Source organism: Nocardia sp. CA-119907 (assembly GCF_050955995.1).
Classification (GTDB): Bacteria; Actinomycetota; Actinomycetes; order Mycobacteriales; family Mycobacteriaceae; genus Nocardia.
The window spans coordinates 7,332,252-7,356,500 of the sequence record NZ_CP192091.1 but is presented as its reverse complement, the minus strand read 5'-3'; the positions used below and the strand labels follow the sequence as shown (position 1 = coordinate 7,356,500).

At 66.1% G+C, this 24,249-nt stretch carries 23 protein-coding genes, 1 tRNA gene and 2 pseudogenes; 16 read left to right on the top strand and 10 right to left on the bottom strand.

Annotated elements, in window-relative coordinates; genetic code table 11:
• Positions 1-344 precede the first annotated feature (344 nt).
• From ACQP2D_RS32965 to ACQP2D_RS32955, 3 genes are all read left to right on the top strand, one after another.
• Positions 345-1,247, top strand: coding sequence for a metal-dependent hydrolase (locus ACQP2D_RS32965; protein WP_433679811.1), 903 nt, complete (start codon positions 345-347; stop codon positions 1,245-1,247).
• A gap of 11 nt (positions 1,248-1,258) precedes the next feature.
• The gene (locus tag ACQP2D_RS32960; RefSeq protein WP_433679810.1) at positions 1,259-2,350 is read left to right on the top strand and encodes a PDR/VanB family oxidoreductase; all 1,092 of its coding nucleotides are present in this window, start codon (positions 1,259-1,261) and stop codon (positions 2,348-2,350) included.
• 64 nt (positions 2,351-2,414) lie between these two features.
• Positions 2,415-4,187 carry an SDR family oxidoreductase gene (locus tag ACQP2D_RS32955; protein WP_433679809.1) on the top strand — a complete coding sequence of 591 codons (1,773 nt, stop codon included), beginning with the start codon at positions 2,415-2,417 and terminating at the stop codon, positions 4,185-4,187.
• A 6-nt stretch (positions 4,188-4,193) separates the two neighbouring features.
• Here ACQP2D_RS32955 and ACQP2D_RS32950 read toward each other — a convergent pair whose 3' ends face one another.
• A complete protein-coding gene (locus ACQP2D_RS32950; protein ID WP_433685839.1) occupies positions 4,194-4,694 on the bottom strand; it encodes a hypothetical protein in 501 nt (166 codons plus the stop codon).
• A gap of 979 nt (positions 4,695-5,673) precedes the next feature.
• Between ACQP2D_RS32950 and ACQP2D_RS32945 the strand changes: the two genes are divergently transcribed.
• Positions 5,674-6,672 (top strand): zinc-binding dehydrogenase, encoded by a 999-nt coding sequence (locus tag ACQP2D_RS32945; protein WP_433679808.1) that lies wholly within the window; start codon positions 5,674-5,676, stop codon positions 6,670-6,672.
• A 66-nt stretch (positions 6,673-6,738) separates the two neighbouring features.
• On the top strand, positions 6,739-6,888 hold the full coding sequence (locus ACQP2D_RS32940; protein WP_433679807.1) for a hypothetical protein: 150 nt from the start codon (positions 6,739-6,741) through the stop codon (positions 6,886-6,888).
• Positions 6,889-6,890: 2 nt separating this feature from the next.
• Here the strand turns inward: ACQP2D_RS32940 and ACQP2D_RS32935 are convergent, their stop codons facing one another.
• Positions 6,891-7,322, bottom strand: a complete 432-nt coding sequence (locus ACQP2D_RS32935; protein WP_433679806.1) for a nitroreductase family deazaflavin-dependent oxidoreductase — start codon at positions 7,320-7,322, stop codon at positions 6,891-6,893.
• A 156-nt stretch (positions 7,323-7,478) separates the two neighbouring features.
• Between ACQP2D_RS32935 and ACQP2D_RS32930 the strand changes: the two genes are divergently transcribed.
• Positions 7,479-7,552 (top strand) — tRNA-Ile (locus ACQP2D_RS32930).
• Positions 7,553-8,325: 773 nt separating this feature from the next.
• Here ACQP2D_RS32930 and ACQP2D_RS32925 read toward each other — a convergent pair.
• Complete coding sequence (locus ACQP2D_RS32925; protein ID WP_433679805.1) at positions 8,326-8,454, bottom strand: hypothetical protein; 129 nt, start codon at positions 8,452-8,454, stop codon at positions 8,326-8,328.
• 26 nt (positions 8,455-8,480) lie between these two features.
• On the opposite strand from ACQP2D_RS32925, the gene ACQP2D_RS32920 reads away from it, so the two are divergent.
• Positions 8,481-8,630, top strand: coding sequence for a hypothetical protein (locus tag ACQP2D_RS32920; RefSeq protein WP_433679804.1), 150 nt, complete (start codon positions 8,481-8,483; stop codon positions 8,628-8,630).
• Positions 8,631-9,016: 386 nt separating this feature from the next.
• On the opposite strand, the gene ACQP2D_RS32915 is transcribed toward ACQP2D_RS32920, so the two are convergent.
• The gene (locus tag ACQP2D_RS32915) at positions 9,017-9,805 is read right to left on the bottom strand and encodes a MerR family transcriptional regulator (protein ID WP_433679803.1); all 789 of its coding nucleotides are present in this window, start codon (positions 9,803-9,805) and stop codon (positions 9,017-9,019) included.
• A gap of 55 nt (positions 9,806-9,860) precedes the next feature.
• Here ACQP2D_RS32915 and ACQP2D_RS32910 point away from each other — a divergent pair, with 55 nt between their 5' ends.
• Positions 9,861-11,153 carry an amidohydrolase family protein gene (locus ACQP2D_RS32910; RefSeq protein ID WP_433679802.1) on the top strand — a complete coding sequence of 431 codons (1,293 nt, stop codon included), beginning with the start codon at positions 9,861-9,863 and terminating at the stop codon, positions 11,151-11,153.
• A 248-nt stretch (positions 11,154-11,401) separates the two neighbouring features.
• Here ACQP2D_RS32910 and ACQP2D_RS32905 read toward each other — a convergent pair.
• Together ACQP2D_RS32905 and ACQP2D_RS32900 are read right to left on the bottom strand one after the other, a co-directional pair.
• Positions 11,402-11,842 (bottom strand): annotated as a pseudogene (locus tag ACQP2D_RS32905) (helix-turn-helix domain-containing protein); the annotation flags it as partial.
• Positions 11,843-12,252: 410 nt separating this feature from the next.
• The gene (locus ACQP2D_RS32900) at positions 12,253-12,480 is read right to left on the bottom strand and encodes a hypothetical protein (protein WP_433679801.1); all 228 of its coding nucleotides are present in this window, start codon (positions 12,478-12,480) and stop codon (positions 12,253-12,255) included.
• Positions 12,481-12,604: 124 nt separating this feature from the next.
• On the opposite strand from ACQP2D_RS32900, the pseudogene ACQP2D_RS32895 reads away from it, so the two are divergent.
• Positions 12,605-12,784 (top strand): annotated as a pseudogene (locus ACQP2D_RS32895) (IS481 family transposase); the annotation flags it as partial.
• A gap of 164 nt (positions 12,785-12,948) precedes the next feature.
• Here ACQP2D_RS32895 and ACQP2D_RS32890 read toward each other — a convergent pair.
• Positions 12,949-13,794, bottom strand: a complete 846-nt coding sequence (locus ACQP2D_RS32890; protein WP_433679800.1) for an NAD(P)-dependent oxidoreductase — start codon at positions 13,792-13,794, stop codon at positions 12,949-12,951.
• 128 nt (positions 13,795-13,922) lie between these two features.
• On the opposite strand from ACQP2D_RS32890, the gene ACQP2D_RS32885 reads away from it, so the two are divergent.
• Positions 13,923-14,831 carry a helix-turn-helix transcriptional regulator gene (locus ACQP2D_RS32885; RefSeq protein ID WP_433679799.1) on the top strand — a complete coding sequence of 303 codons (909 nt, stop codon included), beginning with the start codon at positions 13,923-13,925 and terminating at the stop codon, positions 14,829-14,831.
• A 158-nt stretch (positions 14,832-14,989) separates the two neighbouring features.
• Here the strand turns inward: ACQP2D_RS32885 and ACQP2D_RS32880 are convergent, their stop codons facing one another.
• Positions 14,990-15,517 carry a DUF6508 domain-containing protein gene (locus ACQP2D_RS32880; protein WP_433679797.1) on the bottom strand — a complete coding sequence of 176 codons (528 nt, stop codon included), beginning with the start codon at positions 15,515-15,517 and terminating at the stop codon, positions 14,990-14,992.
• A 989-nt stretch (positions 15,518-16,506) separates the two neighbouring features.
• On the opposite strand from ACQP2D_RS32880, the gene ACQP2D_RS32875 reads away from it, so the two are divergent.
• Entirely contained in the window at positions 16,507-17,289 is a 783-nt protein-coding gene (locus ACQP2D_RS32875; RefSeq protein ID WP_433679796.1) for an HAD family hydrolase, read from the top strand.
• Between the two features lie 52 nt (positions 17,290-17,341).
• Positions 17,342-18,781: a nucleobase:cation symporter-2 family protein gene (locus ACQP2D_RS32870; protein ID WP_433679795.1), complete on the top strand. Its 1,440-nt coding sequence runs from the start codon at positions 17,342-17,344 to the stop codon at positions 18,779-18,781.
• Between the two features lie 417 nt (positions 18,782-19,198).
• Here ACQP2D_RS32870 and ACQP2D_RS32865 read toward each other — a convergent pair whose 3' ends face one another.
• Positions 19,199-20,287 carry a lipocalin-like domain-containing protein gene (locus ACQP2D_RS32865; RefSeq protein ID WP_433679794.1) on the bottom strand — a complete coding sequence of 363 codons (1,089 nt, stop codon included), beginning with the start codon at positions 20,285-20,287 and terminating at the stop codon, positions 19,199-19,201.
• Between the two features lie 59 nt (positions 20,288-20,346).
• Positions 20,347-20,667 carry a putative quinol monooxygenase gene (locus tag ACQP2D_RS32860; protein WP_433679793.1) on the bottom strand — a complete coding sequence of 107 codons (321 nt, stop codon included), beginning with the start codon at positions 20,665-20,667 and terminating at the stop codon, positions 20,347-20,349.
• 60 nt (positions 20,668-20,727) lie between these two features.
• On the opposite strand from ACQP2D_RS32860, the gene ACQP2D_RS32855 reads away from it, so the two are divergent.
• From ACQP2D_RS32855 to ACQP2D_RS32840, 4 genes are all read left to right on the top strand, one after another.
• Positions 20,728-21,714 carry a GlxA family transcriptional regulator gene (locus tag ACQP2D_RS32855; RefSeq protein ID WP_433679792.1) on the top strand — a complete coding sequence of 329 codons (987 nt, stop codon included), beginning with the start codon at positions 20,728-20,730 and terminating at the stop codon, positions 21,712-21,714.
• Between the two features lie 373 nt (positions 21,715-22,087).
• Complete coding sequence (locus ACQP2D_RS32850) at positions 22,088-22,885, top strand: crotonase/enoyl-CoA hydratase family protein (RefSeq protein WP_433679790.1); 798 nt, start codon at positions 22,088-22,090, stop codon at positions 22,883-22,885.
• 247 nt (positions 22,886-23,132) lie between these two features.
• A complete protein-coding gene (locus ACQP2D_RS32845; protein ID WP_433679789.1) occupies positions 23,133-23,300 on the top strand; it encodes a hypothetical protein in 168 nt (55 codons plus the stop codon).
• Positions 23,301-23,395: 95 nt separating this feature from the next.
• Complete coding sequence (locus ACQP2D_RS32840) at positions 23,396-24,184, top strand: hypothetical protein (RefSeq protein WP_433679787.1); 789 nt, start codon at positions 23,396-23,398, stop codon at positions 24,182-24,184.
• The last annotated feature ends 65 nt before the right edge of the window (positions 24,185-24,249 follow it).

Below are 24,249 nucleotides of genomic sequence, written 5' to 3'. Positions count from 1 at the left end.
GCGGTGCTGTTTCGGGAGTGATCGGCAGCGGTTCGGTCGAGGGTCTTCTGGGGATGAAGAAGCTGCACTGCTGACCGGCTGTTGATGGGGGTGCCTTTGGTGTGAGCCGCATCTGGTCGGGAAGGGGTGGGGTGCCCCGCACGGATTGAACGCTGTTCAAGTTGGTTGCTATGGTGCGGCTATGGCGTTGGTAACCGGGCTGCGACGGCCGCTGCGCACGTGTGTGTTACTAAAGGTTTCATATATGTGTATGATCATTGCTACGGCCATGCAGGAAGGTGGGCAACGTCGCGGTCGTGGCTCGTTGTGGGCTGTGGCGCGGCCGGTGAGATCGAGGAGTATCGATGAAGCTACTTCGTAGGGCACAGCAGTGGGCGGACGTCGATCCCGGCGAGGTTGCCCTCAGTGCGCGCAATGTGCGATTCGACTGGGCGGATACTCCTTTGCACTGGATGTCCGCGGAACCCATTGCGTCACATCTGATCAACGCGCTGAACCTGTTGCTGCCCGAGGGCGAGCGCATGTTCTGCGCGGCGTATTCCGAGGCGCTGCCGTATGTGAAGGACGAGAAGCTGCGTGAGGCCATGCTCGGCTTCATCGGCCAGGAGTCCATGCATGCCGAGACGCACGACAAGGTGCTGCACGAGGTGCTCGCCGCCAACGGTATCGATCCGGAACCCTATGTGCGGCAGGCGGAATACCTGTTCCGCAAATCGCTGGGGCCCAAGGATGTCGATGGGGTGGCGCAGCGGCAGGTAATGGTGGAGCGACTGGCGTTCATCGCCTGTCTGGAACATTTCTTCGCCTATCTCGGTGACTGGGTGCTCAATGCCGACCTGGAGAAGTTCGGCGCCGACCCCCGGGTGGCGGACCTGTTCCGCTGGCACGGCGCCGAGGAGGTCGAGCACCGGCACGTAGCGCACGATGTGGCCGTCTACTTCGGCGTTGGCTATGTGCGGCGCGCGGCGATCATGATGATCGTCTTCCCGATCTTCATCACGCTGGTGGTTCGCGGCACCAAATTCATGGTGCATCAGGATCCCGCGCTGCCCGACCTCGGCTATCCGCAGTTGATCACTCGGGTCTTCGGCTCGATGTGGCGCGGTGCGCTGCCCGGCGTGCCCTCGCTGCTGTGGAGCGCGCTGACGACTTTCAAGCCCGGCTACAACCCGGAATCGGTCGGATCGACGGCGCAGGCGGTGGCCTACCTGGCCAAATCCCCTGCGGCACAGGCGGTCGCGTCTTGAACTGGCGGCCGATGCCGGAGCAGATGCCCGTCGACCTGTTCGGTAAGCGCGATCAGGATCGGGCGGTCCGGGTGCTCGACGCGGTCGCCTCGGCGCGGCTGCGCTGGACCACCATCATCAACCGCCGCGACCTGTCGCCACGGGCCGATGATCACCGGCTGCCGCTGGTGGTGACCGGCCGCCGCATCGAGGCGCACGATCAGGATGTGGTGAGTCTGCGGCTGGAATCGCCTGACGCGCAGGAGCTTCCGCCGTGGCGGCCGGGCGCGCATCTGGATCTGGAGCTGCCATCGGGCCGGTTGCGGCAATACTCGCTGTGCGGCGATCCGGCCGATACCCGTGCCTATCGCATTGCGGTGCGCCGCATTCCGGACGGTGGTGGTGGTTCGGTCGAGGTGCACGACGAGCTGCCCGTCGGCTCGCGGATCGTGGTGCGCGGTCCGTGCAATGCCTTTCCGTTCGCGGTGCCCGGTCACGGATCACCCGCCACCCGTTTGCATTTCATTGCGGGCGGCATCGGGGTCACACCGATTCTGCCGATGGCCCGGCTGGCAATGCGGCTCGGTATCGAGTGGTCGATGGTGTACACAGGGCGCAGCCGCGACACGATTCCGTTTCTCGACGAGATCGCGGGATTCGGGGATCGGGTCACCGTGCGCACCGACGATGAAGACGGATTGCCCGATGCCGCTGCCCTGCTGGCCGGTGTCACCAGCGATACCGCGGTGTACTGCTGCGGACCGGTGCCGATGAACGCCGCCATAGCCGCCGCGGTGCGCGAAATGCCCGGTGTGGAACTGCATTCCGAGCGCTTCTCGCCGCCGCCGATCGTGGACGGTGTCCCGTTCGAGATCGAGTTCGCCACCACCGGTGCGGTCGTCGAGGTGCCCGCGGACAAGTCGGCGCTGGAGACCATTCTGGAGAGTCGCCCGGATCGGCCGTACTCCTGTCGGCAGGGTTTCTGCCGTACCTGCAAGGTGCGGGTGCTGTCCGGCGAACCCGAGCATCGCGAGACGGTGCTCACCGCCGCCGAGCACGAGGCGGGGGAGATGCTGGTCTGTGTATCACGGTCGCGGGGTGGGCGATTGGTGCTCGATCTGTGAGTGGCCGGAGCAAGCGAACCACGGGCACTGCGCCGGTGGGAGGAAACCTCGAGGAGATACGTCAATGACGACGACCGATCTGGCTTCGGCCGAGACGCGGCGAACGGTGCGCAGCGGCGAATTCGATATCGCCGTCTTCGAATACGGTGATCCGAGTGCGGAAACCATTGTGCTGGTGCATGGTTGGCCCGACACCCACCACCTCTGGGGTGCGGTGGTGCCGCTGCTGGCCGGACGCTTCCACGTCGTCAGCTACGACACCCGAGGCCACGGGGAGTCCACCCGCACCAGGCGCGCCGCGGACTTCCGCCTGGACGAGTTGGCCAGCGACTTCTTCGCCGTCGCCGATGCGGTCAGTCCGGACCGGCCGGTGCACGTGCTCGCGCACGACTGGGGTTCGGTGCAGGTGTGGGAGGCGGTATGCGAACCGCGGGCCGCCGCGCGAGTTGCCTCGTTCACCTCGGTCTCCGGGCCGAACCTCGACCACCTCGCGAAGTGGGTGCGCGCCAGGCTGTCCCGGCCGACCCCGCGCAATCTGTGGCAGCCGCTCACCCAGGCACTGTCGTCGGGGTACACGGTCTTCTCCATGACGCCCGGACTCGATCAGGTGTTCCGGGTGGTGGCGCACGAGAAGCGCTGGCAGCGCATCGTGTCGATCATGAACGACACCGCGCCGTCGAATATCGTTCTCGGCCCGACCTTCCGCCGCGACGCGGTCGAGGGTCTGCTCATCTACCGGGCGAATATCCTGCCGCGCCTGCTCGCTCCGCGCGAGCGCCACACCGAGGTGCCCGTGCAGTTGATCGTCGCCGGGCGCGATGTCGCGGTGCGGCCGGCGGGCTATGACGACCAGCACAAATGGGTTTCGCGGCTGTGGCGGCGCGATGTACCCGCCGGGCACTGGATGCCCTTCTCCCATCCGGAGCTACTCGCCACCGCGACCACCGAACTCATCGATGCGGTCAACGGCGGTGCGGCATCGCGTGCGCTGCGCCGCGCCGAAATCGGGCGCCGCCGACGCCCATTCGAGGATCAACTCGTGGTGATCACCGGCGGCGGCAGCGGCATCGGTCGTGAAACGGCGTTGGCGTTCGCGCGGCTCGGCGCGGAAATCGTGCTGTCGGATATCGATCTGGACGCCGCCAAGGAGACCGCGGAGCTGATCGGCGCGGAAAGCGGTGTGGCGCATCCCTATCGGCTCGATGTCGCCGATGCCGGCGAGATGAATGCGCATGCGGCGGAGGTAATCGCCACGCACGGTGTGCCCGACATTCTGATCAATAACGCCGGAATCGGACAGGCCGGTGGATTCTTCGATACGTCGGCCGCCGAGTTCGACCGGGTCATGCGGATCAATCTCGGCGGTGTGGTGAACGGCTGTCGTGCCTTCGGTGCGGCGATGGCCGAGCGCGGCCTCGGCGGGCATATAGTCAACCTGTCCAGCATGGCCGCCTACAGTCCGCAGCAGGGGTTCAGCGCGTACTCCACCAGCAAGTCGGCGGTGTTCATGTTCTCCGATTGCCTGCGTGCGGAACTGGCCGGGCGCGGCATCTCGGTGCACACCATCTGCCCCGGCATTGTGCACACCAATATCGTGGCCAACACCAGGTTTTCGGGTGTCAGCGCGGAGGAGGAGAAGCGTAAGCAGGAGCGGTACGACAAGCTGTACCGGGCGCGACGCTACGGGCCGGAGAGGGTGGCCGCGCAGATCGTGCGCGCGGTCGAACGCGATCGCAGCATTGTTCCGGTCACCCCCGAGGCGCGGCTGCAGTATCAGTTCAACAAGTTCGCTCCGGCGCTCGTGCGGTTCTTCGCCGCGCGGGTCAAGCTCACCTGAGCCGAATCAAGAGGGCGTCCTGGCGAGTTCGGCTTCGATGGCCGCTACTCGCTCGGCGCCGATTCCCCACGGATGCTCGACGCCGACAACGCTGTCGAGGTTCCAGAGCACACACTCCTCGCCCGGCTCGGCGACAATCGACCAGGCGACCACCGTGCGGCCGAGTTGTTCTGCCATGGAGCCGTGTGCATTGCCCTGCGTCGGTACGCCTTCCGGAAAGTGATGCAGGAACCGGCCGTAGGCGGCGGAACAGAATGCGGCATACATCTGGGTGCACAGGATGAAGCCGTGCCAGGCCTCGTCGACCGCATGTGACGGCATTCCGATCACCTGACCGTCACGCATCGCGGCGCCGCAGCAACGCAACCACTGCCGCAAACCGGTCTCCACCACCTCACGCGGTTGCCACGGGCTGGTCTTGAAGACCGCATCGGGGAACTCGAGTGCGGCCACCGCCTTGTCGACAGCATGGAGGTCTATCCGGCGGGCACGGTTTCTGGGACGCAAAAGCACCACGATTCACTGTACGGCGATGTGGGAATGCCATGCGAGACGGGATCCGCAGGGTGGAGATCGAGCATTTTCGCAGCCTTTGATTCAGGTGCGAGCGATACCATTCGGGAATGCTGGTCTTTCTCGTTGTGCTGCTGGCCATTCTCGTGATCGGAGGCGGCGTCGCGGCGTTGATCGCGGTCCTGATCGTGCGAGCGACGAGAAGGCCATTGCCGCCGGGGCGGCGCGGGTACATGGACCAGAGCGGGAGTGACAGCTCGCCGTGGGCTTACGGAGCCGCGGGGTTCGAGTCGGGGACCTTCGGTGGCTATGACCCCGGCAGCGGTGGGCATGGCCATGGACACGGGCACGGCCATGGGCACGGACATGACAGTGGCAGTGGCAGCAGTTGCGGCGGGGGCAGCAGTTGTAGCGGCGGTAGCAGCGGTTGCGGCGGTGGGGGTAGTAGCTGTGGCGGCGGGAGCAGTTGTGGTGGGGGAGGTTCCTGAATGACGGCACTGCTACTGGTCGTCCTGATCACGGCCGCCATCATGGGCGGTACCGCGACCTTCGTAGCACTGGCATCCAACTGGTCGAGTCGCCCCCGCCGGGGAGCCGGGTGGCTCGGAGGATCCAGTTCGTCATGGTCGGCGGGGGATACCGGTAGCAATGACTCGGGAAGCGGGGGTAGCTGCGGCGGCAGCAGCTGTGGTGGTGGAAGTAGCTGCGGAGGCGGAAGCAGTTGCGGCGGCGGCTCCTGACCGGCGGTGTCGTCGCGCACCATGTCCGCCGCTGCAAAGCCGCATCCATTCTCGGGATCTGCGCGCTCTGTCCCGGTACTCGGCGGGGGTGACCAAGATCAGGTCGGAACTGTTGGCGGGGGCTCTCGCGTATTTCCGCCCATAGCGTAATCATCCCGTTCCGCTTGACCTCAACTCTGCTTCAGGTTCGAGGCTGGTCGCTGTCGGATCGAGCGAAAATGTTGGAGGTTGTTATGCGCGCTGTGCACGCTGCGGAATTCGGTGGGCCCGAGGTTCTTTCGGTGCGGGAGGTGCCCGGGCTGGTGGCCGGCCCGGGACAGGTGGTCGTCGATGTCGCGGCAGCCGATGTGATGTTCTTGGATGTCCAGCTCCGAAGTGGTTGGGGTACAGAGTTTTTCAAGATCGAACCGCCCTATGTGCCGGGTGGGGCGGTCGCCGGGGTCGTCGCTTCGGTGGGTGCGGACGTCGACCCGAGTTGGGTCGGCAGGCGCGTTACCACCCAGACCGCCGCCAGCGGCATCGGTGGTGGGCAGCCGATCGGCGGGTACGCGGAGCAGTCCCTTGCCAAGGCTGAGACCCTGGTGCCGGTGCCCGATGGGTTGAGCCTTTCGCAGGCGGTGGCACTCGCCCATGACGGCAAGATGGCGCTCGCGATCTTCGATCGGGCCGCCATTCGGCCCGGCGAATGGGTGCTGATCACGGCGGCAGGTGGGGGATTGGGCACCCTGCTGATCCAACTCGCCCGCGCGGCCGGTGCGAATGTGGTGGCCGCGGCACGCGGCAGCGCCAAACTCGAGCTCGCGTCGCGACTCGGCGCACATGCTGTCATCGACTACTCCGAGCCCGACTGGTCTGCCAAGGCGCGCGCCGCGACCGGCGGAAAGGGTGCGAACGTCGTATTGGACGGGGCGGGAGGCACATTGGGTGCGGGCGCCATCGCGGCGGCGGCCGATGGCGGGCGATTTCTCGGATATGGCGCTGCCGCAGGGCAATTCGCTGATGTCGATCGAGAAGCGGTGGCAGCGCGCGACATTGGCGTACTCGGTCTGTTCGACCTGACCGACAACGACGATATCGATTGGCACGCGTTGGCCGAACGTTCGCTCGCCGAGGCGGTGGCGGGACGGCTGGAAGTTGTTATCGGCCAATCCTTCCCGCTCGAACAGGCGGATCGCGCCCACGCCACGATCGAGTCTCGAACGGCCATCGGACGCACGGTTCTTACGGTCTGAACGACCTTGCGTGACAACTTGTCTCACATATTGGCGGGCACCCTGGTTCGGCGCTAGGGTGCCCGCGTGGAAACACTGATTATCGTTGTTGTCATCTTCGCCGTGTTGGGTCTCGTCGCTTTCAGCGTGCAGTTGGCCAGCCGCCCGCCGCGCGACGAATTCCGCTGGGACCGTGGCGATGTCGACGATGACTACGACGGCTGGGAGGGCGACTGAACTCAGCCGACCGGAGTCAGTACCACTACCGCGATCGGCCGCTTGGTCATCTTCTGATACGCGCTGTAGCGCCCCTGATTGACCTTGTCGACAATCGCCCAACGTCGCGCGTAGTCCGGATCGTCGGGCAGCGTGGCCCGCGCAACCACCGCCAGCTTGCGCCGCCCGACCTGAATCTCACACTCCGGCTTCGCTTTTACATTCGCCAACCAACCCGGTGGCCGCGGCGATCCCCCATTCGACGCGGTCACCAAATAATCCGCCCCATCCCGCCCGTAGGTCAGCGCCGAGGTCCGCGGTTGCCCAGTCTTGCGCCCTACCGTCCGCAACAGCAACGTCGGATTCCCGAACAGCAGACGGTGCCCCAACACCCCACCGCTGTTCTCATAAACCCACTGATGCACCTTCAGCACATTCGCGAACACACTCGCCACAGCCGACCCTCCAGCCTGGTTCCGGGGTTACACCCCCACCCTAACCGCGCCAGACCCGCCCGCCCGTCACCCCGCCACCGCGTTCCGCGGTATCCGAGTGGTGCCCACCCCCACCCACCCGGTACCATGCCAACGCTGTCGGTATCCACCGAGCACGGGGCGGTAGCTCAGTCGGTTAGAGCCGTGGACTCATAATCCATTGGTCGCGGGTTCGAGCCCCGCCCGCCCCACAAACTCCCTGTTCAGGGGCCTTGCAGCCGAGGTTTGGGCCGTGCTTTGACCGCCTGGGTCACCACTTACTCACCTTTTTCGAATTGCGGGTACATGCTGCTCGCTCCAGCTCCCGACAGCCTGTCCGGCCAGGGCATCGGGAGCTGGTTGTTCGCTATCCAGTGGTGACTGACCTCGGGCGCCGTCACCTCCGGCTCGTCGTGGCAGTCCCGTTTTGCTCATCCAGCAGAGCGAAGGCCGCGAAACGATTCCGGGTGTCCGGACCTTGATGGGTGCATTGGACGTAGTGCCTTCGTGTCACCGCTTCGGTGTGATTGGGGTAGCTGACTACTTCGTCCGGCACTGACGGATAGACCAACACTCGATTTCGACCTCACATACACGGTGGTGGCTTCGTAGCCGGGACCGATGTCTCGGATGAGTCGATGGGAGTAATTATCCTGCAGCACAACATTTTTCGAGCGAACACGCCTGCCGAAGTTACCGGAGCTGTGACGGATGATTCAGATGAGCCGACAGGCGCAATCGTTCTGCGGCGCGGCGTGATTCGTGCAGCGTTGCCTTTGTTGGCTGCTGCGGGATTCTGGCCGTGTTGTCGGGACCGCGTCCGCGCAGGTGACACCGGAGCCGATCGGGGGCAGGGAGCGGGTGAAGGTGACCATCACTGGCGAAGTCCAGCGATGGCTGCCGCTCGCGCAGGTAGTCCACGATAGTCGCCGATGCCGCCCGCAAGCGTGCAGTAGAGCACTTCCCCAATCGGGCGGCGTGCAGATCAAGCCGGATCCTTCCACAGTCCCGACACCGCATCCGGCGGCATCTCGCCGCTGCGCACCGCCAGCAGCACACTCGCTCGCCGCAGGCGCACCACCTGGTTGATCACCAGCGCGGACTGCTCATCCATCTCTGTCGGCGGGGGATCGGTGGGCGTTGGGGGTTTTCGCCGAGATCGCCGAAACCAGCGAGGTTGATCCGCTGCGTCGGATCTGCGATGTGGTCGCGGCTGTGTCGGCGCCCGCCGCGGGCGGTCGGGTGTTGGTGGTGGTCGGTGACGCGCATCTGCGTTCTCGCGGGAGGTGACCGCACAGTTGGCCGCGGCGGTGCTGGGTGGGTCGGTCGAGTCCTCGACCGCGACCGCGTTGTGGCGCTACACCCGCGGGAACGTGCTGTACTGCGGCATCTGATCGACGGCGAGCGCGCGGCCGAGCGACTGACCCCGCACAGCCGGTGACAGCAACGGCGTCGCCGTCGAAGTCGACGATGATCAGGGTGCGCGGCATCGAGCCGACGGCCACGTCAACCCCGACCTGTTCGCACAGCAGATCACCGGCCAGACGGTCGTAGCAACGGTTGAATAACCACCATGCGGACCTGGCCGCCGGTAAGCAAGCCTTGCCGGCGGGCTAAACGGCGATCCATTGTCAATGTCCGTAGTCGGCTGCACGGATGTCCGAACTCCTAGGCACTCATGCCAGCCGGCCGTCCGGAGGCTGGTGCAGTCCCAGTCGGTGCCGCGCGTAGGCAGGGATGGCGGCGGCCAGCCAGGCGGATAGGTCCGGGTCCACCTGTTCAGCCATCCACCGCTGCTGAGGGTCGGTCAGATACATACGTCCCAGGGCCGCATACGCCTCGGGTGTGGGCTGCCAGTACTTGCGGACGGACTCGTAGTGCTCGGCGACTTCGTCTAGTGCGGCAGGCTCCTCCGGTGTGATCCCGTTCCGCATGACCTTGGCCAGCCGTCGGAACAGGGCGGTTCCCTGGGCTGCGGCGTGCTCGTAGTCTGCGGCGGTGAGGCCGTCCTGGGCCGTATCGGCGGCGTCGAAGGCGGCCAGGCCGGCTTGCCCGAAGGACTTCCCCAGGGTCTGCCGCATGGTGGCTTGCTCCTTGCGTAGACCAGCGAAAAATCGCTGCGGATCCTGTATCCGGGCCGCGTCCAGGTCGCTGATGGTCTCCTTGACGGTGGTGATGATCTGGTCGAGGCGGCGGCGTTCGTCTTCCAGGTGGGCCAGGTGTCCGCGCAGCGCGGCGGCCTCGTCGGCCTGCTCGCGCAGGATCTGTCCGATCTGTTCCAGCCCGAGCCCGAGGCGGCGCAGCACCAGGATGCGTTGCAACCGCAGCAGTTCCGCCCTGCCGTACCAGCGGTACCCGTTGGTGGTGACCGTGCTGGGGGCAAGCAAGCCGATCGCGTCGTAGTGGCGCAGCATCCGGGCGGACACGCCGGAGGCTTTGGCGACCTGGCTGATGGAAAACCGCACGCAACCACTCTCTCGGCTTGACCTTCACACAATGTCAACTTTTACCGTGGCCGCTATGGCAACCACAATCACCGGGGTTCGCGTCTTCGACGGCCAACGCCTGACCGAGCACACCGCCGTGCGCCTTGCGGGCGGCCTGATCGAGGAGGTTGGCGGCCTCGAGCTACTTCGGGCCGGTGACCAGCACGTGGAGGGGCACGGCGGCACCCTGTTGCCCGGGCTGATCGACGCGCACATCCACCTGTTGCCCGGCGCGCCTCGCCAGGCCCTGTCCTTCGGGGTCACCACGGTGCTGGACATGTTCAGCAAACCCGACACCGTGCGCCAAGCCGTGGCCCAGGGCGCCGGGCCGGACGCCGCCGAGGTGCGCTCTTCCAGCATCGGCGCGACCGCGCCCGGCGGGCATCCCACCATGATGTATGCGCCCTTCCCGTACGTGACCGGACCGCAGGACGCGGAGGCGTTCGTGGCAGACCGCCTCGCCGAGGGTGCCCATCACCTGAAAGTCCTCTACGACGACGGCGCGGGCGGCGGTCCAATGCCCATGCCATCGCTGGACATCCCCACCGTGGCCGCGCTCGTCGACGCCGCACACCGAGCCGCTCTGATTGTGGTGGCACATGTGACCACCGCCCGGGCGGCCATCGACCTGCTGCCCACCGGCGTGGACGTCCTGGCCCACGCACCCTTCGACCGGCTTACCGACGCCCAGGTCGGGGCCATCTCGGACGCGGGTGTCGCGGTCGTAGCCACGCTGTCGGTGGCCGACGGGTTTCCCGGTGACGGCAAGGGGATGCCGCTGCTGGCCGAGCCCGAGTTGGCCCGGCGGCTGGGGCTGGCCTGGTCCGGAGTCATCCAGCGGCAGGCACAGCGGTGGCTCCCGCCGCAGCTGCCGGATTTCGCGGCGCCGGCCGACAACGTCGGGCTGCTGCACGACGCCGGGGTACCGGTGCTGGTCGGCACAGACGCCCCCAACCCGGGCACGGTGCATGGGGCCAGCGTGCATCGTGAACTCCGGCGCCTGGTTGCTGCTGGCCTGGCGCCCGACCAGGCCCTGGCGGCCGCGACGGCGCGCACCGCCGACGTGTTCGGCCTTGCCGACCGGGGCCGCATCTGCCCCGGACTACGTGCGGACCTGGTCTTGGTCGACGGGCGACCGGACCGGCGCATCACCGACACCCAACGCGTGGCGGCGGTATGGAAGCACGGCGTCCGCGCGGATCTGGCCACCTATATCGGGTCAGCCGACGAGCGCGCGGGGCTGGCAGCCCTGCGTGCGCAGACCGACAAGGTCATCGCCGCAGTCCAGGACAGGCTTCCGCAACTCATTTCTGGAGCTCGATCATGAGTGCTGACATGCCGATTGCCATCCACCGCGAGTACGACGGGGAGATCTTGGGCTACCTGCGGCGTATGGGTGCGCAATGGCAGCCGGTGACCGTGTTCGGCGGTGTGCTGGCCGGGCCCACCTCCCGCGAGGAGGATGAGCACATCCTCCGCTGCGATGGCCTGTCAAGCCTCGGTGACATTTGGTGGGTCCAAGATGGGCCGGATGGCTTCGAGCAAGCCCTGATCCAGGAAGCTCACCCGGATCGCCTACGGATCCGGTGGTCGGACCCCTTGGCTGAGCAGACCCCGCACGGGCATTGGATCGACCCACGGGCCGTGCGCGTAGAGCGCTATCACCCAAAGGCTCGGTGAGAAGTTGGGGTACATCCCAATATGGCACATGACCGGCGCGAACAGCGTCGGGATAGGGTCCATTGTCGCTTGCTGTTGCCATCGGTGGAGGAGCCGACGCCGAAACTCCCATTTGCCCAAGGGGTATTCGGGGCAGCTCCACCGAGCCAGCAGCACCTCGGTCTCGGCTTGCAGCTGACACGCCAGCGCGCACACCTCGGCGCGCTGCGGCGTGGTGATCGTGCGGGGCTGGCCACTGCGCGGCTGATCGGTCAGCCCGGCCAGACCGTGCTCGGCGTAACGACCCCGCCACAGTTCGACAGTGTCCTCGGTGATTCCCACCTCACCGGCGATCTCGGCTGGAAGACCACAGCGGCCATGGGCAGTCCGGCCGCGGCAGAAGAACTCCCCGATCACGAATACTGCCGGGATGTATTGCAGCAGCGATCCGAACAGCATCGGCTGGCTCTGCCACGACAGCGAATGATCACTGAAAGTGAAGGCGCAGAGCATTATCGACGTACGAGTCCACCGGCGGTGGCCAGGCACCACAACAGATTCCGCCGATCGTCGCGTACCCGGCCACCACTCGCTGTGGCCACGATCAAACGCCCGGCCCGTACGGGGAGCGCCGGCGTATCGCTGCGAATCGGCCCGGCCGTCTTGAATCTGGATGTCCTCTCCAGCGCTGAAAATGAGCAGAGCACAACATGTTTGGATACCCAAGACAAGAGGGCACCGGCGGACGGCCGGTGCCCTGACGTCAGCTAGAGGCAGCTGGGGACCTGCCCCATCAGGCAGCGCAAGATCTCCGAGGAACCACTCGCGCTTCCGGTTTCCATGGGTGTCCCGATGGGGCTGGGGGTCGTCTGCTGGGTCGCGGGCGCCTCGTCGGCCGCGGTGAGCGGCATCCCGGCGGTGGCGGAGGCCGTGCTCACGGGGGTGAGCAGTGCGGCGAAACCGACTAGGCCGAAGGCGATTCGACGTCGAATCAAAATAAATCTCCTGACTCGCTGGATCATTCGCCGAGTGCGAACGATCTACAGCGAAGATCGCCAGTGTCCGAACGGCTGTTACTTCAGACTGTCGCTCGACAGCCCGAGCACGCGCCCGGCGACGCTCACCGATCTGGATCCGCCGACCGGGACGCAGCTGCGGAAGATGGTGCGCTACGAGCACACCGAGCCCGATAGCGTGGTCCATGTCGACGTGAAGAAACTCGGCCGCATCCCCGCTGGCGGCGGCTGGCGGTCGCACGGTCGCGGGTGCGCGAGGGGCGTCCCGGGGCGACGTGCTCGCACTGGCGTTTACGGCCTTCCAGGGTCAGCGGGGGCATTACGGGTGGTGTCCGCGCCCGGGTCCAGGTGTGAGGCCTCCATCCTGCTGAATCATGCTTCCCCCGAATACGTTTCGCCGTATCCCCCGGGTCGGCGCCACCCGCGAGCCTCGACCGCGGCGGACGCTCATGCCTTGTTGACGGTGCTCCAGTCCTCGTGGCCGCGGCCCTGCGCGACGGCGTCGGAGAAGACCGACAGGACGCCGTCCAGGATCGGGTAGTGGACCTGCTCGGACATGCGCGCCGCGTAGCTCAGGTCCTTGAGCGCCCACTCCGCGGAGAAGTTGATCGGCTCCGGCGGGGTGCCGAAGCTCTGCCAGGCCAGCTGTGTGATGACCCCGCCGGGCCGGTCGACGAGCGCCGCGCCGACCTGTTCCACGTCCAGCCCCGCCGCGGCGGCCAGCTTGACCGCCTCGCCGAAGGCGGCCAGGTGGATCGCCTGGAGGGCGTTGAGCACGAGCTTGAACCTGGTGCCCGCGCCGACCGGCCCGAAGTGCCTGACGTCCCTGGCGATCGCGCCGAGCACCGGCTCGAGCGCGGCCAGCCCGGCCTGGTCGCCGCCGGCCAGCATCACGAGGTTCCCGCTCTGGGCTCCGGCGCTGCCCCCGGTGACCGGCATGTCGAAGAAGGCCAGGCCGCGCCGCGCGCACTCGGCCGCGAGCTCCTCCACCCAGGACACCGACAGTGTCGCCGACGAGATCAGCACCGTCCCAGGGCGGGCGCCGGCCACGATGCCGTCGGGTCCGAGCCACACCTCGCGGGAGGACTCGTCATTGGCGGTGACCTCGAAGACCACGTCGGCGCGGGCCGCGGCCTCAGCTGGCGTCTCGGCGCGCGTGGCACCCCCCTCGACCAGGTCACGCGTACGGCCGGCGGTCCGGTTCCACACCGTCACCTGGTGCCCGTGCTTCAGCAGGTTGTCGGCCATGCCCCGGCCCATAATGCCCAGGCCCACCACGGCAACATTCGTCATCTCGGTTCTCCCGTCTCGTTCGGTATGCCGGCAAGTCTGCTGCCGGTGCCCGGCGCGAGGCAGCTCCCCTCGAGGGGGGCCCTGGCAGGGCACCCCACGGCGATCCGGCGCCGGGACATACTCGTCTGGTGACGAATCAGATGGACCTGGGAGATTTCCTGCGGTCGCGGCGGGCGCGGGTGACGCCGCAGGAGGCGGGCCTGCCGGCGACCACGGGCCGGCGTCGCACCGCCGGGCTGCGCAGGGAGGAGGTGGCGATGCTGGCGGGGTTGAGCATCGAGTACTACACGCGGCTCGAGCAGGGCAAGCAGAGCCGCCCGAGCCCGGCAGTGCTGGAGGCCGTCGCGGGTGTGCTGCGGCTGGACGAGGACGAGCGCCGGCATTTGTTCGAGCTCGGCCACGCGGCGGGCCCGGCCCGTGCGGCGGCGGCCCGCGGCGACGAGGCGCCGCGCACGGTGCGGGCGGAGGTGCGCCGCATGCTCGACATCGTCCGCCCCTACCCGGCCTACCTGCTCAGCCGGGCGAACGACCTGCTGGCCGCCAACGACCAGGGGATGCGGCTGCTGCCCGGCATCGAGGAGTGGCCGGCGCGACTGCGTAACACGGCTCGGTACACCTTCCTGCACCCGGACGGCAGGCGCGTGTACGGCAACTGGGACGAGGTCGCCGCCGCGACGGTGGCCCACCTGCGGGCGGTCGCGGGGTCGAACCCGGATGCGCCCGACATCACCGGGCTGATCGGCGAGCTCATCGTGAAGAGCCCGGAGTTCGCCGCGCTCTGGGAACGGTACGACGTGCGGGCCCGCACCAACGGGCGCAAGTGTTTCGAGCATCCGGCGGTCGGGCGGATGACGCTGAGCTACGAGGTCTTCACCGTGGCCCGCGACCAGGGGCAGCGGCTGGTCGTGTACCAGGCCGAGCCGGGCACGCCCGATCACGACGCGATGATGCTGCTCGACTTCGCGGCGCCGCGCGCCGGTGGGCGGGACCAGGACGAGGAGCCCGCGCCGCACGCGAACCGTCACCAGGCGGGCTGACCGGCCCGCCGTTCCCTGGAATTACGGCATCAGGCGCTATATCCAGACCACCAAACGGTCCGAGATGACCTCGGTCCGTTGATCTTCGGGATGTGGCGTCTGGCCGCTTCGAGACGTGCGAGTCGCGGCATGAGTGGGCATCGACGTGAACCGTTATCTCACTCTCGTAGCACCGCCTGGAACCGACGGAACGCGTTGATGCGTTGCGAGATCCACGACTGGCCTGGTGGCGCGTGGATGTGCTCGGCGTGGATCGTCGCTATGCCGTCGTACCACCTGCGTAGGCGCAGCAGGGCTGCCTGAAACGTGCCGTCGTCGAGTGCGTGCCCGATCGTTCCGTCGCTGAATCGCTCGGCCCGTGTTATCGCGGTCAGCATTCGGCAGGCGTCGGCGACCGACGCGTCGGCCAGACCCTGGCCGCCTCGATATCGCTGGATACCGTCCCAATTCGTCCAATCGAACCCCACGATCGCGTCCACTTCGTACAACGCGTGCTGGACGTGCCACACGGCGTCGCTGTAGACGGCGTAGGGCATGCACAAAGAACCGTCGGCGTTCTGGGTGCGGATTTCCCACGGGCTGGGCTGCTCGGCGAGCAGTTCGTCCACCGTTGACCACAGCTGCTGCCACCGCTCGGGTGGTGAAATGAGCAGCTGTGCCTTGATATTGGAATCGCTCGGCTCCACGCCGGCACGATACCTCTCTATTCTGATCGCGCGGCGGCCGTTGACGTGCGACTGGCCAAACCACCCCGGTAACCGACAGCTCGCACTGGTTCCGGAGGCTGCAGCCTCGAGCGTGCCGGGTGCGGCAAAAGCATCGTCGGGCTGATGCGGTCGGGGATCGGAGTTCGTGCAGCCCGGAGCTGGCGGCGAAACTCGCTGCGGCACTGGATGTCCCGTCCGAGCACATGTTCCGGATCGAGGAGAAGGGATAGCCGAACAGAACCGAGAACAGATTTCGTCTACTCACCTGGGGGAAACGAGTCGGCCATGCTCGCCTGGAGTTGCCCAAACACCGCAGACGCCTGCGAAGAGGAGGCCCGATGGCTCGCCATCGGTCTCCCGTATGAACCCAGCGCTGCCACCCCTCCAGGTGAGATCCCGCCTGAACCGGAATGCATCTGTGCCTGGCTGCCGATCGCTCCCAGCCCGCCCTGGAGTGCTTGGCCCAACAGCTTCTCGAACAGCTGTGATCCCCAGCAAGGCAGCAAGTGTTCGCCTTCTTAGCGAAGGGGAACGGATCCAGCGACGAAGGGGGTAACGGCCTCGTCCGGTACTTGGCCCACCGCCTGATACACGACGGTGAATCGGTGATCGACGTGCCCGCGAAATTGTCTGCGCAGATACGAGACTTCGCCACCGGCAACGGCCGCAACACGACTCGGTGGATGCGCGCTCGGTCGCGCTCGCGGCACTGCGGGCCCCGAATCTGAGACGCGTGGAAGCGGATTCGGAGCTGCTCGCTCTGAGCATGCTCGTCGACCGATCTCGGCTACCACGCCGGTGAGACCTTTGGACGGCGCTTTGTGGAGCGGATCACCAAGACCCGTTCCGAGTGGTAGCTCGCCGTACCCCTTGGTAGGTTTCGGCTTGTTCGCGCAACGTCGCGCATCACCTTCAGCCTTTGACTCGCGGAACATTCCTTCGATCCACAGTTGTGCGCCTCTTTCGTCATGGAAGGAGGCGGGAATCGTCATACCCACGCAGCCGATTTCGCGGTAATTCTCGACGGCGAAGTCGGCGGCGGCACCGTGCCCGCCCTGCTCGCCGCAGGCGTGGCTGCCCTGTCCCATCAAAGCCTTGGAGAACCGGTGGCAACCGCACTACCTCACCAGCCCGCGGAACTCGACGCGGTCATCTTCGACTACAACGGCGTCATTGGCCTACAGCCCACCGTTCCTATGTGGAGCAGGCTCGCCGAGCTCGCCGGATGGCACGCAGACCAGCTCGGACTCTTCGAGAATGCTTTCTGGAGCGCCCGCGAGCCCTACGATTCCGGCGAGTTCGACGACGCGGACTTCTGGACCGCCGTGCTCGGCCATCGCCCGGAGCCGGAATTGCTCACCCGGTTGCGTGCCGTCGACACCGCGCTGTGGACCCGGACCGACGACCGCGTCGTCGCGCTCCTCCACCATGTCCGGCGGGCAGATCTCCCGATGGTGTTGCTCTCCAACGCACCCCATCCGGTCAGCGATGCCCTCGATGCCTCCGACTGGCGCACGCTGATGACCGACGCCCTCTACTCGGCCCGGCTCGGCATGAACAAGCCGCACCCCGACACCTACCGAAAAGCACTCGCCGCGACCGGAGTTCGCGATCCCGGCCGCGTCCTGTTCGTCGACGACCGCGCCGACAACTGCGAAGCCGCCGCTCGCCTCGGCCTGCGCGCTCTCCACTACTCCGGCTCGCCCGCCGATATCGAGGATCACCTCCGCCTCGCGACCGTCGCCGCATAGGTCCCCGCGAGTCGTCACGGGACTTCCAGAGTCGCGCGACATCGCTGCCAAAATGACCGAGCGCACGTTGCTCGGGCTGGAACCGTGGCGGTCGGGTCCTAGCGGAGAGCGGCGTCGCGGCCGGGCGGACAGTGGACGACCGGAGGATGCGAGACACTCGCCGGGACAGTTGGCCGCCTACGGAGCCCAGCACATTCTGACGATGTACGGGGGTGTGATCGCGCCACCGCTCATCGTCGGCGGCGCGGCCGGGCTCTCCGCCACCGACATCGGACTACTGGTGACGGCCGCCCTATTCGTCTCGGGCCTCGCCACGCTCCTGCAAACCCTCGGAATCGGACCGTTCGGCAGCCGATTGCCCATCGTGCAGGGGGTTTCGTTCGCAGGCGTATCGACCATGGTGGCGATTGCCACCACCGGCGGGTTACGTCCGGTATTCGGCTCCATCATCGTCGCGGGGGTAATCGGCCTGGTGCTGTCATCGTTCTTCGCGCAACTGGTGCGATTGTTCCCCGCGGTGGTGACGGGCACGATCATCACCGTGATCGGCCTTTCACTGATGCCGGTCGCCTTCAACTGGGCAATGGGCAACAACGCCACCGCACCCGACTACGGTTCCCTGGCCAACATCGGATTCGCCGGGCTGACGCTGCTGATCATCCTGGTGATCAGTCGACTGTTCCAGGGCGCGCTGTCGCGACTGTCGATTCTTATCGGGCTGGTGCTCGGTACCGTCATCGGGGCGTGTGCGGGCAAGGCCGATTTCTCCGATGTGGGCAACGCCCGCTTGGTCGCGCCGCCGCAGCTGCTGCACTTCGGGTCGCCGACCTTCGAAGTCGGGGCCATTGTCGCGATGACAATCGTGATTCTGGTGACCCTGATCGAAACCACGGCCGACATCCTCACGATCGGTGAAATCGTCGGGACCGACGTCGATGCCAGGCGCGTGGCGGACGGGTTGCGAGCCGACATGCTGTCGACGACGGTTGCCCCGGTCTTCGGGTCCTTCACCTGCAGCGCGTTCGCACAAAACGTCGGCTTGGTCGCACTGACCGGAATCAAAAGCCGGTTCGTAGTGGCAACCGGCGGCCTGATTCTCCTGCTGCTCGGCCTGCTCCCGGTGGTCGGCGCGATAGTCGCCGGAATTCCGTACCCGGTGCTCGGCGGCGCCGGACTCGTGCTCTTCGGATCGGTTGCGGCGAGCGGGATTCGCACCCTGTCCCGGGTGGACTACCAGGACAACCTCAACATGATCATCGTCGCGGTCGGCATCGGCTTCGGACTCATACCCGTTGCGGCACCGAAATTCTGGGACGCCCTCCCCGAAAAGATCGCAGTGGTCCTGAACTCCGGAATCAGCGCCGCCGCAGTCGCCGCCGTCCTGCTCAACCTGGCCTTCAACGAATGGAAATTCGGCAAACGACCGGGTTCCTCCGTCCTCGCCGCAGCCATCGACGAGCGCGACCGGCTCGACAACGACGTCAAGCCATAGATCACCTGAAAGTAGTTTTGCACCATCGGGTTTCTCTCCTTATCGTGGCCGGCGCCCTCGGGCGCGTTATCGGGTCGGGTACGTCGATGACCCGGACGTCGCCCGGGCCGTGTATATAGGTCGCTCGCATAGGGAACCTTTGCCGGTGTAGAGGTCTCGGTGCGGGCACGCGTTGTGCCCGAAGTCGTGACGCGCTGTCATTTCAGGACGAATGATCGTGGCGTGGGCGATGACCGCGTTCGATGACGACTTCACCTGCGGCCGTGGCGATTCGGTCGTCGATGCTCGGTTGCTGCGTTCGTTCGTTCTCCCGAGTTCACCGCAGTCGATAGGCGCGTGCACGCCCATCGACTGCGGTGATGTTGCGCCGGGGTTGTCGACGGCAGCGCTCTCGCTGACTGCGGGTCGGTCTGCCGGTCAGGCCTGGTGGCCGATGATGAGGGGCCGCTCGTCGCTGACCGGTGTCACATCCACCGGTGGGTGGGAGCGTTCACCGAAATACAGCAGTTCCCACACGGTCTTCGCGCTGAACGCTTCGGCGTGACCGTCGCGGGTTTCGATGAGATCGACATCGCCGAGGAACCGGTGGTAGGCGCCGTGTCGGCCGAAATCGATCCGGAAAATGTCCGCGGTGTAGCGGAACGTGACGGTGTAGGTGGTACCGGATTCCTCGATCGAGTACTGCACGCGCCGGTCGACCGGCACACCGCTGTCGGGATGGATCGACCGGTCGGCGGTGACCACCTCGACGCCGTCGCCCACTCTGGCCGCCACGATCTCGCTGCCTCTGGCGATCAGCAGCACGGGAACCGTTGTGCCGCCGTAATTGTCGTTGACAACGAAGGTCAGTGACACGATGGTGTAGTCGCCCAGAAGCGCTCTGCCCCAATACCAATGGTCGAGAACCTTGCGCGGGGCGATATTGCCCCAGTTGTGGTCGTGATAGCCGAGCCCACTCAGTGCGGTGGTATGACCGTCGACGGTCAGGGTGGCCTCGACCGCACCACGCGCCACGACCGGCAGCCAAGCGATGTAATGCTCCTCATCGGCGCCGAAGTACAGGAAGCCCGACTCCGGCCGCCACGGCGGCACCTGTGGCGTGAGGGTGAGGTCCACGGTGAACTCGTCGAGCTCGACGTGGATCTCGTAATGCCGGTCCTCGATGCGAAACACGTTGGGGCCGATGCGCACATCACAGGCGTCGGTCGCGGCGGAGAACGCCGTCGGCTTTCCGAGGTAGGTCTTCTCGAGCCGACTGCTGTCGGCGCGGGTCAATGTCACCAGCACGAACGGGGTCAGGGGTGCCTTGGGTGACACAGAGGGGGGTTTGGTGTGGAACTCGATGGTCAGGACCGAACCATCGTCGAGGTGGCCATCGAAGTACCACCACTCGAAGGTCCCATCGGCCGCGCCGGTCCGCAGACCGTCTTCCCAGCCGTGGATCACTCCGGGAGTTTCGTTGGTTTGTCGATAGTGGCTTTCGGTCCGGCCGACAACGGCTTTCATCCCGCGCTCCTCATCTCGGGCGGCCACGTTCGGCGCGGCCGCGACTGCGACGGCGTGGATCACGCCGACTCGTTCTTGACCGCGATCACCGACAGTGGCGACACGACCGGAGGTTCGGCGAGCAGTTCGGCGCCCTCGCCGAGGATCAGCTTCGCGGCCTGACCGGCCATGTGGTCCTGCTGCGCCTCGGGGGAGACGAAGACATCGACCAGATGGAACGTCGACGGCTCGGTCGCCGACCGGCCCGCCAGCCACACCGTCGTCCCGTCTTCGGCCCGGATGTGCGGCAGGGCACGGTCGAGGATTTCAGCGAACGCGTCGGCCTTGCCGTCAGCGGTGGTGAAGGTGACCAGGATCGCTGTGTTGGTGCTCGTTGTCATGACCGTGACTCTAGGAGCGCGAATAATCACGATTGCGACAAAAGAACTACTCTTTGCGACATGAGGATCGGTGTTGCCGCGATCACGGGCGGCTGGGACTCCGGCCTGACCACTGTGCTGGATGTGCTGCGGACCGCCGAGGCGGCCCGTGAACGCGTCGATCGCGACATTCCCGCAATCTCGGTACAGGTCGTCGCGGCCGCTCCGACGCCGGTGCCCACGCAGGGCGGGCTCCTGGTCCCGATCGACTTCACCTTCGACGATGCTCGGATGGATCAACTCGACGTGCTCGTCGTGCCCGCGATCGGCGCGAACAGTCCGCCCGGTGTGATCGATGCGTTGATGCGTCCCGACATCTCCGGTTTACGCGCTCGACTGCGGGACTGGGCCGAGGAAGGGCGTCAGCTCGCGGCCGCCTGTACCGGCACACTGCTGCTCGCGGAGTCGGGGATCCTCAACGGGCGCCGGGCTACCACCAGTTGGTGGCTCAGCGCCGAATTCCAGCGGCGCTATCCGCGGGTTGATCTCGATATGTCCCGAATGGTGGTCCAGGACGGGCACATCACCACCGCGGGCGCGGCGTTCGCTCATATCGACCTGGCGATCAACCTCGTCGCCCGGGTCAGTTCGCAGCTGGCCGAGTTCACGGCCGCGACACTGCTCATCGACCAGCGTCCGGCCCGCAGCGTCGAATCCGTGCTGGGTTACCTGTCGACTGCCGATCGGCTGATCACCGACTTCGAAACCTGGGCGCGGCTACACCTGGCCGAACCGATCTCGGTTGCCGACGGCGCGGCGGCCATCGGCACGACCCGCCGCACACTCGAACGCCATGTCCGGCAGCGGCTGGGCACCACCCCCAACGCGCTCATCCAACAGATGCGCGCCGAACGGGCTCGCCACCTGCAGCGCACCACCAACCTCACCCTCGCCAAGATCGCGCCGATGGTCGGTTATCAGAGCACCACCGCGCTGCGTAAGGCGCTCAACACCAGCCAAGGCCGCGACACCGCGGAAGCGGAACCGTCGGTCGTCTCCCACGACTGAGCGCACAACCTCGCTGCCGGCCGAACGGCCACCGCCGTGGGACAACACCATGACCATCCGTGTAAGCCCTTGTCGCATAGGGATATTCGAGCAACTGATCCGGTATCGATTGTCCAGGTCGACTTTTGGGAGTGCTGGTTCGGTCGCCGCGGCGTACTTCCCGCGATGGCATCGAACGCGGTGAGGAATCCGCGCACGGATATGTCGCAAACGTTGCTTGCCATGTCGCATCAGTGACCTTCGTGCTGCGTAGCGTCGACCGCGATGGCGAATTGGTCGCTCTGGCTGTGGCGGGACCACCCGCTGTTCTGCTCGACCAGGAAACAACGGTGCGCGCCGGGCTGCGGCGAACGCCACGACAGGAGTTCAGGCATTGATCAAGAATTTGCGGCCCTGCAAGGTCCTCAGCGTCGAGAAGTCGGGTCGCGTGCTGCTGATGGGCCTGAACCGGCCCGCCAAACGTAACGCGTTCACTATGGACCTGCTGCGGGCGCTCGGCAACGCATACTACGTGCTCGACACCGACGAGGACCTGCGCTGCGGTGTCCTCTACGGCAACGGCGACAACTTCACCGGCGGACTCGATCTCGCCGATGTGCTGCCCCAGATCGTCGACGACACTGTCGATTGGGCCGAAGACGAATGCAACCCGGTCTCCACCACCGGCCCCGCACGAACGACTCCGGTCGTCGCCGCCGTGCACGGATGGTCCATGACGATCGGTATCGAACTGCTGCTGGCAGCCGACGTCCGAATCGCCGCCGCCAACGCCCAATTCGCCCAGATGGAGGTGCAACGCGGAATCTTCCCGCTCGGGGGCGCCACCTACCGGCTGCCGCGGGAAGCCGGCTGGGGCAACGCGATGCGCTGGCTGCTCACCGGAGATTCGTTCGACGCGAACGAAGCATTGCGATTGGGGCTCGTCCAGGAGGTCGTCGAAACCGGCCAACAGCTCAGCCGCGCAATCGAACTGGCGGAACGAATCAGCGAGCAAGCCCCTCTCGGAATCCGAGCGACCATGGCCTCGGCTCGGCTCGCACTCACCGACGGCGAGGTTGTCGCGGGCGACGCGATCCGAGACGAGCTGCGCCGCCTCTCCACCAGCGACGACGCCAAAGAAGGCATGCTGTCGTTCCTGGAGCGCCGCCCCGCCCAGTTCACCGGGCGTTAAAGTCTCGCGGCTGTCGGGGTATTCGCGCGGCCACCACATCCCGCGCTCTCTCATTCGGGACAGACAGGACATGCTGGACGTCCGGTTCGGTGCAGAATCTTGCTCGGTGCTGAAGCCGCATGTCCAGATCCTGCTCGCCCGCGGATTCCGGAGTCAAAATTGGCACACGGTCGTTGTTCAGCATCATTCCCGCTATCAGGTCGCGTTTCATTGTCGATGACCGAGTTCGACCTGATGAGGAGTAGCTGTGCAAAGCAATGTGAAAGTGCGAGAGGCCAAAGGACGTTTCGTCGACATGTTCGAGGCCGCAGTCACCGAATTGAAGGAAGAAAGTGATGCGGTGACCGATGTGCGGGAACGGCGCCGCACCGGGCGTCCGATGATGCCGCGGATGACGCCGGACAACAACTGGTGAGCAGAACACCTTCGGTGGGGCAGGGATTGCCTTTCACCGGCGCGACGATAGTTTCCTATCTGCAGCAGGAAGTTCATTCGCGGTACGGTGCGGCGTTGCCCACCAGTCGAATCGAACTGTTCGGCGTGGAGAGTGGCTATTTCCTTCTTCCGATGCAGATGGCGGCTGAGCGTGGTGTCGGCGAGGCAACCCTGTTCGATATGGCGGTATGCGCCGGATATGGGCACGCGTTCCACCGGCTGGTGGATTGGCATGTCGATGAGTTGGCCATGACCTCCGATGATGCGCTGCTCCTCGCGCCGCTGGCCGAGCGATACGAGGAACGGCTCGCACGGTTGGCCGGTCCGGCGCTGCGCACGTTGAACGGCTATCGGCAGGACTACTACCGGCGTTTCGTCGCGGCGCGTGAGCGCGAGCGCGAACGTGCGCGAAGCGGTCATGTTTTCGGCAGCGACGATATCTTGGCCTTGGGGGATAAGTCCGGCCCGCTGATGGTGCTGTTCGATCTGGCGGATGTGTTGTCGCCGGATGGGCCGACCTTCAACCGTCAAGAGTTCTATTGCAGCCTCCAATTGTTGGCGGTCGGACTCCAACTGGAGGACGATGTCCACGACTACGCCGAAGATTTCGCGTCCGCGAACATCACCTATCCCATCGCCAAAGCGGCTGAACTCGCAGGAGTTTCACCGACCGCCCCGGATTTGACGGTGGAGGACATGGGCGGACTCATTCGCCTACTGGAGGTCGACGCGCATTGCCACCAGTTGGCCGCGACCGCATTCCGAGAATCCGCGGAGCTAGCGGTCGGGGCAGGATGGAAGCCGTTCGCCGATATAGCGTCGAGTTGCGCGGCGCGGGCGGCGGAGCTGAGCAGGTCGGATTGAGCACCTTGGCCACGGTCTTGCTCAGCCAGAGCCCGCGGCCCTGGAATCCGCGGCGTGTCAGCATT

What these genes read in the sequence shown, in the direction of transcription:
- ACQP2D_RS32865 (WP_433679794.1), bottom strand. Translation starts at nt 20,287, where the DNA reads ATGAAAGCCGTTGTCGGCCGGACCGAAAGCCACTATCGACAAACCAAC.
- ACQP2D_RS32945 (WP_433679808.1), top strand. Translation starts at nt 5,674, where the DNA reads ATGCGCGCTGTGCACGCTGCGGAATTCGGTGGGCCCGAGGTTCTTTCG.
- ACQP2D_RS32855 (WP_433679792.1), top strand. Translation starts at nt 20,728, where the DNA reads ATGAGGATCGGTGTTGCCGCGATCACGGGCGGCTGGGACTCCGGCCTG.
- ACQP2D_RS32910 (WP_433679802.1), top strand. Translation starts at nt 9,861, where the DNA reads ATGGCAACCACAATCACCGGGGTTCGCGTCTTCGACGGCCAACGCCTG.
- ACQP2D_RS32875 (WP_433679796.1), top strand. Translation starts at nt 16,507, where the DNA reads ATGGAAGGAGGCGGGAATCGTCATACCCACGCAGCCGATTTCGCGGTA.
- ACQP2D_RS32870 (WP_433679795.1), top strand. Translation starts at nt 17,342, where the DNA reads ATGACCGAGCGCACGTTGCTCGGGCTGGAACCGTGGCGGTCGGGTCCT.
- ACQP2D_RS32960 (WP_433679810.1), top strand. Translation starts at nt 1,259, where the DNA reads ATGCCGGAGCAGATGCCCGTCGACCTGTTCGGTAAGCGCGATCAGGAT.
- ACQP2D_RS32925 (WP_433679805.1), bottom strand. Translation starts at nt 8,454, where the DNA reads ATGGATGAGCAGTCCGCGCTGGTGATCAACCAGGTGGTGCGCCTGCGG.
- ACQP2D_RS32955 (WP_433679809.1), top strand. Translation starts at nt 2,415, where the DNA reads ATGACGACGACCGATCTGGCTTCGGCCGAGACGCGGCGAACGGTGCGC.
- ACQP2D_RS32890 (WP_433679800.1), bottom strand. Translation starts at nt 13,794, where the DNA reads ATGACGAATGTTGCCGTGGTGGGCCTGGGCATTATGGGCCGGGGCATG.
- ACQP2D_RS32860 (WP_433679793.1), bottom strand. Translation starts at nt 20,667, where the DNA reads ATGACAACGAGCACCAACACAGCGATCCTGGTCACCTTCACCACCGCT.
- ACQP2D_RS32965 (WP_433679811.1), top strand. Translation starts at nt 345, where the DNA reads ATGAAGCTACTTCGTAGGGCACAGCAGTGGGCGGACGTCGATCCCGGC.